This is a genomic window from Cryobacterium sp. MLB-32 (genome assembly GCF_000738085.1).
GTDB lineage: Bacteria > Actinomycetota > Actinomycetes > Actinomycetales > Microbacteriaceae > Cryobacterium.
Genome location: NZ_JPRS01000236.1, coordinates 1 through 14,847, shown reverse-complemented (window position 1 = coordinate 14,847; position 14,847 = coordinate 1). Strand labels below are relative to the sequence as shown.

Annotated in this window: 10 protein-coding genes and 1 pseudogene; 5 read left to right on the top strand and 6 right to left on the bottom strand. The window is 67.4% G+C overall.

Features of this window, described 5'->3' with window-relative positions; all coding sequences use genetic code 11:
- The first annotated feature begins 409 nt into the window (after positions 1-409).
- Together JF66_RS16765 and JF66_RS16760 are read left to right on the top strand one after the other, a co-directional pair.
- Positions 410-1,546: an aromatic acid exporter family protein gene (locus JF66_RS16765; RefSeq protein WP_051973675.1), complete on the top strand. Its 1,137-nt coding sequence runs from the start codon at positions 410-412 to the stop codon at positions 1,544-1,546.
- Between the two features lie 108 nt (positions 1,547-1,654).
- Positions 1,655-2,644, top strand: a complete 990-nt coding sequence (locus JF66_RS16760) for an alpha/beta hydrolase (protein ID WP_051973674.1) — start codon at positions 1,655-1,657, stop codon at positions 2,642-2,644.
- A 101-nt stretch (positions 2,645-2,745) separates the two neighbouring features.
- Here the strand turns inward: JF66_RS16760 and JF66_RS16755 are convergent, their stop codons facing one another.
- On the bottom strand, positions 2,746-3,531 hold the full coding sequence (locus JF66_RS16755) for an IclR family transcriptional regulator (protein WP_197059452.1): 786 nt from the start codon (positions 3,529-3,531) through the stop codon (positions 2,746-2,748).
- Between the two features lie 96 nt (positions 3,532-3,627).
- Between JF66_RS16755 and hutH the strand changes: the two are divergent.
- The 3 genes and pseudogenes from hutH to JF66_RS16740 all read left to right on the top strand — a co-directional run bounded on the left by hutH (position 3,628) and on the right by JF66_RS16740 (position 6,831).
- Positions 3,628-5,206 (top strand): annotated as a pseudogene (hutH, locus tag JF66_RS16750) (histidine ammonia-lyase).
- A gap of 262 nt (positions 5,207-5,468) precedes the next feature.
- Complete coding sequence (locus tag JF66_RS23155) at positions 5,469-5,681, top strand: hypothetical protein (protein WP_035879801.1); 213 nt, start codon at positions 5,469-5,471, stop codon at positions 5,679-5,681.
- A gap of 64 nt (positions 5,682-5,745) precedes the next feature.
- Positions 5,746-6,831 carry a M23 family metallopeptidase gene (locus JF66_RS16740; protein WP_051973673.1) on the top strand — a complete coding sequence of 362 codons (1,086 nt, stop codon included), beginning with the start codon at positions 5,746-5,748 and terminating at the stop codon, positions 6,829-6,831.
- Positions 6,832-7,052: 221 nt separating this feature from the next.
- Here the strand turns inward: JF66_RS16740 and JF66_RS16735 are convergent, their stop codons facing one another.
- The 5 genes from JF66_RS16735 to JF66_RS16720 all read right to left on the bottom strand — a co-directional run bounded on the left by JF66_RS16735 (position 7,053) and on the right by JF66_RS16720 (position 14,696).
- The gene (locus JF66_RS16735) at positions 7,053-7,547 is read right to left on the bottom strand and encodes an NUDIX domain-containing protein (RefSeq protein ID WP_035879799.1); all 495 of its coding nucleotides are present in this window, start codon (positions 7,545-7,547) and stop codon (positions 7,053-7,055) included.
- 272 nt (positions 7,548-7,819) lie between these two features.
- A complete protein-coding gene (locus tag JF66_RS21880) occupies positions 7,820-8,197 on the bottom strand; it encodes an HNH endonuclease signature motif containing protein (protein WP_051973672.1) in 378 nt (125 codons plus the stop codon).
- On the bottom strand, positions 8,194-9,444 hold the full coding sequence (locus JF66_RS16730; RefSeq protein WP_156109867.1) for a DUF222 domain-containing protein: 1,251 nt from the start codon (positions 9,442-9,444) through the stop codon (positions 8,194-8,196). The genes JF66_RS21880 and JF66_RS16730 overlap by 4 nt, the downstream gene beginning before the upstream one ends.
- Positions 9,445-9,938: 494 nt before the next feature.
- Positions 9,939-13,175, bottom strand: a complete 3,237-nt coding sequence (locus JF66_RS16725; RefSeq protein ID WP_051973670.1) for an efflux RND transporter permease subunit — start codon at positions 13,173-13,175, stop codon at positions 9,939-9,941.
- Positions 13,176-13,235: 60 nt separating this feature from the next.
- On the bottom strand, positions 13,236-14,696 hold the full coding sequence (locus JF66_RS16720) for a PLP-dependent aminotransferase family protein (protein ID WP_035879797.1): 1,461 nt from the start codon (positions 14,694-14,696) through the stop codon (positions 13,236-13,238).
- Positions 14,697-14,847: the final 151 nt, after the last annotated feature.

Sequence of the window (14,847 nt, the reverse complement as noted above, 5' to 3'; positions counted from 1 at the left end):
AGATATTCCTGGGTTGTGTTCAGTACATGGCAGAACAACGACGCACTCGCGACGTAACTGAGAACCCGGGCAGTCTATGGCCGGGGCCGTTCACATACAGTGATTTTCCCCAGCGGATTACTGAGGAACCGGCCCAACTTGACTTACAAACCCATCCGCGCACACGTGAAGAAAGCGCGGTGTCAAGAGCCGACTTGTCTACGCTACCCGATCGAGACCACAATGTCACGACAGATGAGCAAGTTGATTCCCTCCGTGGCCTACAATCATGTCCCGTCATTCCTCGACGTGGTCCCCCGACGTGCTCTGGCAGGACCCTGCCAGTTTCGACTCGTATTCTCAAGCGGCGCTGCCCGTAGCTCCACATATCCGCCCAACTGCGCCCACCTACGCCCACAATGGAGGAACGATGCATTCGGAAAAATCTCCGTTTCTTCGTCGCGCACGATGGGGGTTGGCCTGGGCGATCCGGTCCCACCTCACGCCCGCGCAGCTACTCCTGGCCGGAAGGGCCGCCCTCGCGGCAGGGATCGCCTGGTACGCGGCCCCGTTCATGCCCGGCGTCGCGCACGACTATCCCTATTACGCGCCGCTCGGCGCTCTCATCAGCATGTATCCCACAGTGATGAGCTCGGTCAGGAACGGGCTCCAAACGCTCGCGGGGCTTGTCATCGGAGCGGGACTCGCTGCCGCCGTGATCATTCTGAGCGAACCGAGCGTGCTCACAATACCGCTTGTCATCGGCCTCGGCTTCCTGATCTCTGGCGGCCCGTTGGTCAAGACCACTCGAGAGTTCGTTCCGATCACGGCCCTGTTCGTCCTCATCGTCGGGGGCCCGAACGCGGATTCGTACTCGATCGGGTATCTGGTGCAGGTATGCCTCGGCATCGTCGTCGGTCTCAGTGTGAATATGCTCATCCTGCCGCGGCTGGGCTTCAAGGAAGCCATTTCGAATCTGTCCGTCTTCCGCGCCGCACTCGCGAAGCATCTTGACGAAGTAGGCGATGCCCTCAACGAGCAGTGGCCCCCGAAAAATGAGGAGTGGGCCAGGCGTAGCGAGACGCTCGCGCTGACCGCGAGCGCGGTGCGTGACGCGGTCAGCGAGGCCGACGACAGCCGCAAGGGCAACCCGCGAGCGAGATTCCACCCACGAGACCTCGCGGTGGACTTCCATGATCTGGCGGCACTTGAGACCGTCACCTTCCACGTGCGTGACCTGACCGAGATCCTCGCCGCCGCGGTGTGGGGCAAGCCGTTCCCCGTCGAGATCCCGGCCGAGCTCTGCGCGCCTCTCAGCGAGGCAATGCATGCCGTGGCGAAGGTGCTCACCGCCTGGGATGCTCAGGTCGGGGCCACGAAGCCATTCACCGACGCGGAGAATGCCGTAGCGCGCCTGATGGCGCGCCTCGATGAGCATCTGGACGCCGGAGCAACGGCTCTCATCCCGATCGCGTCGATCACGATGGATTTCCGGCGCATCCTCACATCACTCCAGCCCTGCATCGCGCGCCACGCGGAGCAGGTACGGGTCGAGTCCACGCAATAGCCGCGGGCCGTTCTTTCGGTGCGCGGGTTCGGGCCGGGCGGGCTCGCATGCAGGCAAGGGCCCTAGTCTCAGACCTGTCCTGCACGTCAACCCACCCTCGGAGCACCCGTGACAACCGGCAGTCGTTTCACCCGCTTCGGCACCACCCGTCTCCGCCTTCTGGCGATTCTGGGCGCCGTTGCCCTCGCGTCTGCCCTGACTGTTGCCGGCGTGGGGCTGGCGAACGATACCGCTCGGACGGACGGCACAGACACGTCCGCGACCGAGCCGACCATCGGCATCCGCACGTTTGACGTGCCGATGGGCATAACCGTGACACCGGATGTCGCCTACGGCACTGGACCGGAGGGCACCCCCCTTCGGCTCGACGTGTGTTCCACGGCACCCGCCGGATCAGCGCCACGTCCCGCCGTGGTCTCGGTGCACGGCGGCAGCTGGACTCGCGGCGACAAGTCGAGTGACGACTGGCGCCAGGTGTGCGAGTGGCTCGCATCCGAGGGCTTCGTCGCCTATTCCGTGGACTACGGCCTGACACCGGAAGCCCCGTTCCCCGCCGCCATCGACGATCTGCACAGCGCCGTGGAATGGATCCGCGCGCCGGAGAACGCCGATCGATTCGGCATCGACGCCGACCGGATCGGCGCCTTCGGTGGTTCGGCCGGCGGAAATCTTGCCGCCCTCCTCGGCACTCGCGGGAACGGGCCTCTCACGGAAGGATCCCGCGTGGCCGCGGTCGCCGAGCTCTCGGGGCCGAGCGACCTGCGCGGCCCCTCGATGACCACGGACGGCGTGTCCCAGCGCCTCCAGAACCTCGTGTTGCGCTATCTCGACTGCGAGACCATGAGCGACTGTCCGCAGGCTGCAGGCGCATCGCCGGTCGCGACGGTCGACTCGAGCGACCCGCCCTTCTTCATCGTCAACTCGGTGAAGGAGTTCGTGCCCCTCACGCAGGCGACGCGTTTCGCATCCGCACTGGAGAAAGCCGGCGTCCGGCACGAACTCGTGACGGTACCGGGCGGCGTGCACTCGATCGGGCTCCTCGACGCGGACATGCGCGCACGGGTCGCCGCCTTCCTGCACAGCACTCTCGGTACCTGAATCCGCACGGACTCGTGGCACTCGTCTGACTGGGCGGCACTCGTGTCAACGAGTGCCGGTGACCAGAGGAGCGCCGCGAAGTGGGTTGGCACGAAAAACAGCTAGGCCGTGCGACCGCGGATGCGGCGGGAGAGTTCGCTCGCCGTGACGGCCAGCCGGGCGGCGAGCGCCGGCCATTCGGGCTCGGCCACGGTTTCGCGCGCGAAGGTCACGGCGATGGCGGCGGCGGGCCACCCGGCGTGATCGCGCACGACAACGGCGACGGATGCCATCCCCGGCGTGATTTCGCCGTCTTCCTGCGCGAATCCCTGCGTGCGCACCCGGTCGAGCAACCGTCGCAGCTCGCTTCCCGTGCGGGGACCCTGGCCGTTGCGGGTGGAGAATGCCGCCGCGTTGGGGAACAGCGCCCGCAGCTGCGCGGCCGGCAGGGCCGCGAGCATGGCTCGGCCACTCGCGGTGAGGTGGCTCGGCAGGCGCACGCCCACATCGGACACGAGTGACGGGCGCCGGGGCGCCCGCTCCTCCACGAGGTAGATCACGTCGCGCCCGTGCAACACCACGAGGTGCGCGCTCTCGCCCAGCCGGTCGACGAGCTGTGCGACGAGAGGACGCCCCAGGTGCGAGAGCGGCTGTTGCCGGGAAAACCCGCTGCTGAGTTCGAATGCCGCGACCCCCAACCCGTAGCGGCGCTCTTCGGGCAAGTGCAGCACGAAGCCGCGCTCGGCCAGCACCGCGAGCAGTTGATAGACCGTGGACCGCGGCAGGTCGAGGGCGATCGCGATGGCCGAGGCCGGTACCGGTCCGCGCTGGGTGGCGAGGTGGGAGAGGACGCGCAGGGTGCTGTCGGCGGCGGGGACCTTCGACCGCGCTGCCACCTGCATGCCCATAATCGTCTCCGTGCCCTGCGACAGATGTCCGGGATACCGGACTGTTCCCAGCCTACGGGCAACCCGGGCAACCCGACAGGGTGTGGAATCGACAGTATGACCCTCCCCCTCGCATCCGTCACGCCCGTTCAGCCCGCAGCATCCGTCACCGTCGGGGCGGGAGCGGTGACGTTTGCCGACGTCGTGGCCGTGGCCAGGCACGAGGCTCCGATCGCGCTCGACCCGGCCTCACTCGAGGGCGTTGCGGCAACCCGGGCCATCATCGACGCCCTCGCGAGCGATCCGCACCCGCACTACGGAATCTCCACCGGCTTCGGTGCCCTCGCCACGACCTACATCACTTCTGACCGGCGCGCGCAGCTGCAGGCCAGTCTGGTGCGCTCGCACGCCGCCGGAAGCGGCCCCGAGGTGGAGCGCGAGGTCGTTCGCGCCCTCATGCTGCTGCGCCTCTCCACCCTGATGACCGGCCGCACGGGCGTACGGCCGAACACAGCGAAGGTCTACGCGGCCGTGCTGAACGCCGGAATCACGCCCGTCGTGCGCGAATACGGCTCGCTCGGCTGCTCGGGCGACCTCGCCCCGCTGGCCCACTGCGCCCTCGCGGTGATGGGCGAAGGCGAGGTGCGCGATGCCGCTGGCGAACTCATGAACGCCGGGGTCGCGCTGGCCGCCGCGGGCATCACTCCCGTCGTGCTCGCCGAGAAGGAGGGCCTCGCCCTCATCAACGGCACCGACGGCATGCTCGGCATGCTCGTGCTCGCCCTCGACGACCTGGCCACGCTGCTGCAGACAGCCGACATCGCCGCGGCCATGAGCATCGAGGCGCTGCTCGGAACGGATGCTGTGTTCGCGGCCGACCTGCACGCGCTGCGGCCCCAGCTCGGTCAGGGCGTGAGCGCATCGAACCTGCGCGCCCTCCTCACCGGATCGCCCCTGCTGGCCAGCCACGCCGGCCCCGAGGACCCCACCGTGCAGGACGCCTACTCGCTGCGTTGCGCCCCCCCAGGTGCACGGAGCAGCCCGCGACACCGCCGACCACGCCGCGCTGATCGCCGGCCGCGAGCTGTCGAGCGCCGTGGACAACCCCGTCGTCACGGTCGACGGGCGCATCGAATCGAACGGCAACTTCCACGGCGCCCCTGTCGGCTACGTGCTGGATTTTCTCGCCATCGCCGCGGCCGACGTGGCGAGCATGAGCGAGCGTCGCACCGACCGGCACCTGGACGCCAACCGGAACAAGGGATTGCCGCCGTTCCTCGCACACGAGGTGGGCGTGGACTCCGGGCTGATGATCGCGCAGTACACCGCCGCCGGGATCGTATCCGAGCTCAAGCGGCTCGCGGTGCCGGCATCCGTGGACTCGATCGTGAGTTCCGCCATGCAGGAGGACCACGTGTCGATGGGCTGGCACGCGGCCCGCAAGCTGCGCCGGTCGATTGACGGCCTCGGCCGAGTGCTCGCGATCGAGATCATGACTGCCGCCCGCTCCCTCGACCTGCGAACTCCCGTGACCCCCGGCCCGGCAACGGATGCCGTGCGTCGCCTCGTGCGTACGGTCGCCGACGGTCCCGGTCACGACCGCTTTCTCTCCCCCGAAATCGAAGGCGTCGTCGGGCTCGTGCAGAGTGGCGCGGTGCGCGATGCCGCGGCTGAAATCATCGGTGGCCTGCACTAGAAAGAGCCCGTTCGGGCGGTTGCGAGCCTTCCGCCACGGTGGAAGACTATGGCCACGCCGGTGCCGGAGCGAGACTCACTCTCCGAAGCCGGAAACCAGTGGTGAACGAGTGAGAAGATTCCACGTTGACTGTTCTTCGAGGCAGGACCGGGCGGTCGCGGCAGCGCCGTCTTCTGCTGTTCGGCGCAACGGTGGTCGCTGTTCTCACTCTTGTTACGGTCACGATGCCCGGGGCTGCGGTCGGAGCGCAGACACGGATGTCATGGGCCGCGTCGCAGCCACCACCTGTTCCGCCCATCCCAGGACCGAGCTCCCCACCGGCGACGGCGAAAGTCGATTCAACTCCGGTGCCGACGCCCGAGCCCAACCCCGAGACCACCTCGGAACCAACGCCCGCGCCCGGCCCGGAGTCAACGTCGGTGCCGACACCGCCCGCAACCCCCACGCCGAAACCAACGCCGGACCCGACGACTGAACCGACGCCTCCCCCCGAGTCTCCGCCGCAGCTGGAGCCCGAGCCCGAGCCCGAGCCCGAGGCAATGCCATCTCAGATCGCCCCGTGGGATGCCGGCCCGACGGCACTACGACGAAGTGCCGCACGGGCAGCGCAGCAGCTCGAGACCGAGCGCGCCTATGCCGCCGCGCGAGGGGCGGTGGACTCCGCCCAGTCCGCCCTGGATGTCGCTCAACGCGCGCTGGCTGCCGCCGAGGCCGAACAGTCCACGGGACTCGCCCTCGCCGACGCACATGAGGCTGCCGCCGCTGTCGCGAGCGCGAAAGCGGATGCCTCCCAACGGCTTCTCTCCGGCCTCATCCGGCAGATGGCACAGCAGCGCACAGGCGGTGCATCCATTGACACCCTCGCCAACAGGGCGGGACAGAGCCTACTGTCGGCGCTCGGCGGATTGGACCGCATGCAGAGCCTCACCGGCAACGTGTCGGGCATCCGAGATCGCGCCGTGGCCGATGCGGCCGCGGCCCGCTCTCTCCTGGATCAGGAGGCGGCCGCCCGCCAGAAGGCGGCGCTCGTTCCAATCGACGAACGCCGGTCAGACGTCGACTCGGCACAGGCGTCCCTCGACGACGCGACTGCCGCCCTGGCCGCTTCGGAGTCTCTTGCTCTCGGCGCCCCCGCGAGCGTGGCCGGCTCCGACGATGCGGTCGCCTGGCTCACCCGCCTCGACACCGGACAGCTCAGCACCCAGGGCTGGGCGCTTCCCGCGGCGGGACGCATCACGGATGTCTTCGGCCCGCGACCCGTGCGTCCGGCACCGGGCGCGGGGGCTTTTCACTACGCCACCGATATCGGAGCGGCCTGCGACTCGGCCGTGCGCGCCGCCACCTCGGGCGTTGTCGCGGCCGTGGGCACCGTCGGCGGCTACGGAAACTGGATACTTATCGACCACGGATCCGGCGTACAGACCGGCTACGCGCACCTCGCCACCGGCGAACTTCTCGTGGCGGTGGGCGACTCGGTGGGTGCGGGCCAGGTGATCGCCGGGGTCGGGCGCACCGGCGTCGCCACCGGCTGTCACCTGCATTTCGAGGTGCGCGTGGGCGGCACCCGGGTCGATCCGCAACGGTTCATGGCCGCCCGCGGAGTAGCGCTCGGGTCGATCGGCTAGGCCGGCCGAACCAGCTCAGCGTGCACGGCTCTCCGAGCAGGGCACTGCAATCAGGCACCCGATGCGCACCTCACCTTGCGTGTCAGTCGTCGAGCGTCAGTCATCGACCATGAGGCATCTCGCGTCAGGCGTCAGGCGTCAGGCGTCAGGCGTCAGGCGTCAGGCGTCAGGCGTCAGGCGTCAGGCGTCAGGCGTCAGGCGTCAGGCGTCAGGCGTCATTCTCAGTTATCGGGCATGCCAACCGGTACCTGCTGTTCGAACCTCGCCGGCCCGTCGGGCCCGACGGCCAGACGGATGCGTTCGGCATAGGCCTCGGGCATCGGCGGCAGATCAGTCAGGGGCCACCATCGTGCCGCCGTATTCTCCCCGTCCGCGGGGGCGGGCGTTCCACTCAGCCAACGGCAGACGAAGACGAGATCGAGGTACCGCGCCTGGTCCCCGTTGGCGTAGACGATCTCGTCAAGCACATGAACCCACACGAGCCGCTCGGCGAGGGCGACCACATCCGCCTCCTCACGCACCTCTCGCACGGCGGCGTCGGCAGGCTCCTCACCCGGGTCGATGATGCCGGTCACCGGGGTCCACTCCCCCGTGTCAACGCGGCGGACAAGCAGGATATCGGGGCCGCGAAGCACGACGGCGGTTACGCCGGTAAGCCAGAGCGGAACGTGGCCGATCTTCTCACGCAGCTCGAGCACGAAATCGGGAGTAGCCATGCGCCGAGCCTAGCCGCGGTGCGTGCAGCTTGGTCAGACGGCAGGTCGGCGACATTCCAGGACGGACGGGTGGACTGGTGGACGGGTGCTACCGCAGCACCGCGGCAGGACGGCGGCGGCACGGTTCCCCGATCTCGACAAATCCCCCCTCGCTGGGCAAGGCACGACGACGGAGTGATCGAGACCCGGCGAGCCGATCTGGCCCACGTCCCTTCCGCCCGTCGTGTTTCCACGGGCTCGACGACCGGTCGAGCCGCGTGCGCGTGCCCCGGTTAGAACGGTGCGGGGTCGTCGGGGTTTCGAGTGTCGGGGATGTCGAACCAGCTGGGCGGGTGGGGCGTATCTGGAGGGTGCGGCGCCTTTGTGCTGGGGGGTTTCAGTGGGGGGATGATGCGGGTGGCTGGGTCGGTGGCGTAGTGTTTGCCGGCTGGTGAGGTCCAGTGCATGACGCCGTCGGCGGTTTGGGTGACTGTCCAGGCGGTGTTGTGTTTCAGTGCGTGATCGGCGGCGCACAGGTGCGAGAGGTTCACGTTGGTCGTCGGGCCGCCGAACTGCCGGTCGATTGTGTGGTCGATATCGCAGTACCTGACGGCTTTGTTGCACCCCTGAACGCGGCAGGTCTCGTCGCGGATTTGCAGGTACTTCTTCAATGCTCGGGGTACCCACCCGGTTGTCGAGCCTGTCGAGACACCGCGGTGATCGAGAGGGCCACACCTGTTTCGGGGTGCACGAGGATGCGAGTGAAGCTCGTTGCTGTACCGGCGAGCCTTCTCGCGGTTTCGGGGTCGATCGGTCCGTACCCTTCTAGTTCTGCGGGTTCCTCGCTCTTGCCCATGAGTGTCAGCACGGGGACGGTCACGTTCACTGTGGCGCGGATGCCGGCGCCGAGGCCGGTCTCAGTGACTCCGGTCAGCAGCAGGTCGGTGGCGACGTCCGCCGTCAACTGCCCGAGAGTGCGGGTTTCGTCTTTGTCTTTCAGGCCTGCGGCGGCGTCGGTGACCCGGTTGAATATCGCCTGCAGGTCATCGGACGCGGCCGAGAGCCACAACGTCGATAGGCCATCGACGCCGGGGAACAACTGCACCCGCCGGTCCGCGAGACACTTCGCGCGCCGCACCGCGATGGACTCCGGGTGCAGTCGCTCCCGAACCTTGCGGGCTTTCACCTCAAACTGAGCCACCGTCAGCGTCTTTGCGAACGGCATCAGGGCCGCCTCGAAGTCTCGTTGCGCCAATGCCGGGATCGATGCGACCTGGTCGATCATCTTCCGCACATGGCGCTCACTGATGTCGCCGTTCAGGAGCGCCTTTCGCGTCAACGGCAACGCCTGCATCAGGCACTGGCTATCCCGGATGGTGCCCTGCGCCGTGGACTGCGGAATGCGCAACGCACAGGCCAACTCGAGGACGTATCCACGATGGGCGGCGTATTTACCGTCCCAGCGATCCTTCGATACTTTGCCGGTCTCCGCGACGGCCAAGGCCCGCTCGTACGAGTCGTTGATCGCATCCGCTTTACCCGCCTGAGCGAACGCGATGACCTTCTCGAAGTAGATGACCCGATCGATTCCCAGCGCCGCCGTGTGCTCCACCGCATCAAACAGGGAACCCGGCGGCACCGCCTCAAACACATCCGCCAGATCCAGGTCACCCGGCAGCACCGGCCCCTCCGCGAACACCGGCCCCTCGACCAACATAGGCCCCTCCGCGAGCTCCGGCCCCTCCGCAAGCACTGGCCCCGCGACCGACTCCGGCTCCGGTGCCGCCTCCGTCACGTCACGCTGACACGGCCTGCCAGAGAAGAAATCACCGGGCCCATAGTGCTCCGCCAACCACCCAACGTGCTCATTCACCTCCGCCGACGACAGCGGATCTTGAGGTACTTCCGAAGATTCCATGCACCCATTTTACCTTGAATAGAAGAAAATGACGAGTTATGCTCATGTTTAATGGCTAGAAGAATGCTATATGTATTCGATTAAAGTGATGCTCAATCAGCCGCTGGTCCGGCACGTCAGCCAGGCATCACGGGGCCGGCACATCGGGTCTTACTCGCGGTAGCCCTGAAACGACGTTCCGGGTTTCGGCACAGACGCAACACTCCAAACAGCGACGGCTACGTCTGGAGGTTCGCTCGCGGGGTCTCGATCGCTCCTTCGTCGCGCCTCGACCAACGAGGCGGACCACAACGCAAAACACGTCTGGAGGTTCGCTCGCGGGGTCTCGATGGCTCCTTCGTCGCGCCTCGACCAACGAGGCGGACCACAACGCAAAACACGTCTGGAGGTTCGCTCGCGGGGTCTCGATCGCTCCTTCGTCGCGCCTCGACCAACGCAGACCACGTGCGATCACTCCTTCGCCGCGCCTCGACCGGCCAGGGGCATCCGCTCCTCTACGCGAGATCGCGGGCGGCGCGGCGGTCTGCCCGACGTTCACGGGCGCCCTCCACGAGGAAGTACAGCACCGGAAGAACCACAAGGGTGAGCAGCGTCGACGAGACGAGCCCACCGATCACCACGAGCGCGAGCGGCTGGGAGATGAACCCGCCCGTGCCGGTGAGGCCAATGGCCATCGGAAGCAGCGCAAAGATCGTGGCCAGGGCCGTCATCAAGATCGGGCGAAGCCTCCGCGACGCCCCGTTAACCAGAGCTTCGTACACCTTGAGTCCCCGCCGTCTGTACTGATTCACGAGGTCGACAAGAACGATCGCGTTGGTGACCACGATGCCGATCAGCATGAGCACACCGATCAGTGACGGCACACCGAGCGGGATACCGGTGATCACCTGGAGGGCGATCGCTCCGGTGGCCGCGAACGGAATCGACACCAGCAGCAGCAGCGGCTGCAGCAGCGAGCGGAACGTGGCCACCATCACGATGTACACGATCAGGATCGCGATCAGCAGCGCGACCCCCAGCTGCTGGAACGCGTCTGTCTGGTCCGCCGTGACGCCGCCGAGCGTGGCCGTCGCGCCTGTGGGCAACTCCGTGGTGGCGAGCACCGTCGTCAACTGGGCGTTCGCCGTGCCCAGGTCGTTGCTGTTCGGGGTGGCCGACACGGTCGCCGTGCGCAAGCCCTTCGCCGTGGTGATCTGCGCCGGCCCGTTGACCTGTTCCACGGTGGCGAGCGTATCGAGGGCGACCGGGCCCGCCGCCGTGGCAATCTGCAGCGCCGCCAGCTCGGCCGTGGTCGCCGGAGTGGTTTCGGCCTGCAGATAGATGGACAGGCTGGTTTGGTTGATGACGATCGTGCCCACCGCGCTGGGCTCCATCGCCTGGGATACGAGGGTGCCGAGGGCCAGCTCACTGAGTCCGGCCTGTGCGGCTGCCGGCCGATCTATGGTGACCGCGATGTAGGGACGAGAGGCCGCGAGAGTGTCGGAGCTTTGCGTGATGGAGCTCTGCTTGGCCACTTCGGTGGCGATGGCCTGCGTGGCGACCTGAAGGTCGGCATCCGTTGCCGCGGTCACGTTCACCGCGATGTCGCCCGACGACCCGAATCCGCTGGCCGCCGCCACCGAGATATCGCCCACGTCGGCGAGGGCGGTGAGCTCCTTCTGCGCGGAGGCCTGCACCTGTGCCGCATCCGCGCCGTCCGCAGTAGTAATGGAGTAGGTCACGGTACTCGACGACGGCGCCCCACCGCGGAAGGCGCTGGCCGCAGCGATTGCGCCGCCGCCCCCGCCGATGGACACCTGCACGATATCGATGCCGTCGATGCCGCGCAGCGTCGATTCGACCTGCTTCGACGCCGCGTCTTGCGCGTCGAGGCTCGAGCCCACGGGCAGGGTCTGGGTGACCCGGAAGGTGTTCTGCCCGGTGGAACCGAGGAAGTTGACCTTCATGAGCGGCAGCAGTGCCACCGAGGCGCCGAGCAGCAGCACCGCAAGCAGCAGCGTGGCCACCGCGTGCTTGAGGGTCCAGCCGATCACCGGCAGGTAGCCGCGCTGCAACCGGCTCGGCTGTTCGAGCTCGCTCGGCGCCCCGCCGAACTGCGAGTCAGCGGATGCCGCATGCCGGGTGTGCGCCGCAACGACCGGCGTGGGGGGCTCGAGCACCTCCGCCGAGGGAGCTCCGACGGCCACGGGCACCGGCTCCGCCACGCCCTTCTCCTTGGGCGTGCGCAGGAACCAGTAGGCGAGCACGGGCACGATCGTGAGGGCCACGAGCAGCGAGGCGAGCAGCGCGATCGTCACGGTAAGGGCGAACGGCCGGAACAACTCACCGGTGGAGCCGCCCACGAAGGCGATGGGCAGGAACACGGTGACGGTCGTGATGGTCGAGGCGGTGATCGCACCGGCCACCTCACGCACGGCGTAGACGATCGTCTCGGCCCGGTCGACGCCGACGACGAGGTGCCGCTTGGTGTTCTCGATGACCACGATGGAGTCGTCGACGACGCGACCGATCGCGATGGTGAGCGCCCCGAGCGTAATGATGTTGAGTGAATACCCCACCGACTGCAACACGATGAAGGTGACCAGCACACTCGTCGGGATGGAGATCGCAGTGACGAGCGTTGCCCGCACCGACATCAGGAATGCCAGGATCACGAGCACCGCGAAGAAGAGGCCGAGCATTCCCTCCTGGGTGAGCGCATCGATGGACTGTTGGATGTACGGTGCCTGGTCGAAGACCACGGTGAACGTGGCTCCCGCGACCGCTGCTTCGAGCGAGGGCAGGATGTCCCGCACCGCCTGCGAGACCTCCACTGTGTTCGCGGCCGGAATCTTGGTGACCGAGATCGTGAGCGCGGGTTCCCCATTCACGCGAGAGATGCTCGTGATGGGGTTCTCGGTGAGCAGCACCGTGGCGACGTCGCCGATGGTCGGGGTCGCGGCAGCAGTCGGCACTGATGGGGCGCCGGGCACCGCTGCGGACAGCGCGCTGGCACGGCCGATCAGGGGCAGCGCAGCCACCTCTTCGACCGTGCCGAGCTTGCTGCCGGCCTGAACGGAGAGGGTCTTGTCGCCCTCGGTGAGGGCGCCGGCGGGGATGAGCGCCCCGTTCTGCTGCAGCGCGTCGCGAATCGACTGTGTGGTGAGTGCGGCGGCGGACAGTTTCGCCGGGTCAGGCGTAATGCTGACGCGTTGCCCCACGTCACCGGAGAGGGCCGCCTCGCGCACGCCGGGCACGTCGCGGATGTCCCCGAGAACACTGCGCTTGAGCTCGTCGGCGATGGTGGCCGGGTCGCCGCCCGCCACGGCGAGGGAAATGATGGGGAAATCATCGATGCTGCCGCTGATCACCTGAGGGTCAACGCCGTCAGGCAGTGCGGATTTGATGCGGTTGATCGCCTGGCTGATCTTCGACTCGGCCTTCACCAGATCGGTGCCATAGGTGAAGGTGGCGCTGACGAGCGACGAGTTGGTGTTGCTCGTCGTAGAGGTGGATTCGAGCCCGACCAGCCCCTGGATCGCGGTCTCTATCGGGGTCGATACGTCATCGTTCACCACTTCGGGTGATGCGCCGGGGTAGCTCGTCGCCACCAGCAGCTGGGGAAGCTGCAGGGAGGGAATCAGCTCCTGCTTGAGGCTCGACAGCGCCAGGCCGCCGAACACCGCCGCGACGATGGTGATGAGCGCGATCAGCGCTCGGTTACGCATGCTCAGGACAGCAAGAAAATACACGCGATAAGTCTTACCTTCGGTTCCTGCGAAATCAACGGTCCGGACCTTTGTGGGGGTGGGTCACACCACTTCAGCCAGATAGCCCGTGTCGGCAAACGGATGGCGCAGCAGCGATTCCCAGGACGCCACCAAGGCGTCGACAGCCCGGTCGGTCTCCTCCACGGAGTGCGAAACCGGCAGGCGAAGGAACCGTTCGAAGGCGCCGTCGATTCCGAACCTCGGACCGGCAGGCACAAGCAGCCCGTGACTGCGCGCCGCGAGCGCGAGCTGCGAACTCAGCGGACTGCCGAGGTTGACCCAGGCGGTGATCCCCCCGTCGATATGGGGTACATGCCAATCGGGGAATGTATCCGCGAGGCGCCGTTCCAGGTGGTCGCGTCCCTCCCTCAGCAGCTCCCGGCGACCGGCAAGGATGGCGGGCATGTCGGCGAGCAACCGCGCCACAATGAGCTGTTCGAGGATGGGCGTGCCGAGGTCGTTGGCGCAGCGGGCCGCCACGAGCTTGGTGATGAGCGTCGGCTCGGCTCGGATCCATCCGATACGGATGCCGCCCCACACGGTCTTGCCCACCGAACCGACGCTCACGACGTGGGAAGCGGATCGGGCGTCGGCGCAGGCCACGAACGCAGGAAAGTCGTCTTCCCGATCGATGCTGAGCTCGGCGATGGTCTCATCGATGATGAGTGTCGTGCAGGAGTCTGCCGCGGCGGCGGCCACCCGCTCGCGCTGCTCGGCGGGCATGCTCTGGCCGGTGGGATTGTGGAAGTCGGGCATCAGGTACCCGACCACGGGGCTGCTGCGTCGCAGGGTCTGCAACAGGGCGGCTTCATCCCAACCCCGGGTGGCGGAATCTTCATCCGGTCCGCCGGCCGAGACACTCACCGCCGCGAAGCGGGCGCCGGCCGCGCGCAAAGCCTCCGCCGCATGCGGATAGGTGGGCGTTTCAATCAGGGCGCGGTCGCCGCGGCCGACGAGCACGCGCGCCAACAGGGCAATGGCGTGCTGGGCACCCAGGGTCACCATGATCTGCTCGGGCGTGGTCGGCACCCCGCGGGCGGCGTAGCGGTCAGCGATGGCGGCGCGAAGCTCGGGGATGCCCACGGGGTCGAAGCCGGAGTCGCCAAGGTACCGGGGCAGCTCGGCTGCGGCGTGCGCCGCGGCATCCGCCAGCCCGGACAGGGCCGGCATCGTGGCCTTGCTGAAGTCCAGGATCCCCTCGGTTTCGCCCGGAGTCGTCGGCGCAGTCGCGCCCGGCAGTCGAACCACGCTGCCGGATCCGCGCACACTGCTCAGGTACCCCGCGTCGCGCAGGTGCCGATAAGCCGCCGTCACGGTCGTGCGACTCACGCCGAGACGCGCGCTCAAATCACGTTCGGCCGGCAGGCGGCTGTCGGTGGGGATGCGCCCGGCGAGAGTGAGGAGGCGGATGCGATCGCTGAGTGCAGAGTAGGCGCTGGCGCCCCCGCGCCACTGTCCGAGCAGTGTTTCCAGCACCCTCGCGCTCACGTGGTTCTCGTTCATGAAGCCACTCTATTCAGATTGGCCCCTTGATAACAGGCCAGTTATGCAATTGGATTGGTAACTATGACCCGTCGACTCACGCAGCTGCTCATTGGCCTTTTTCTGTATGGAATCGGCATTGCTCTGATTGTGCGCGGCGGCATTGGCGTGG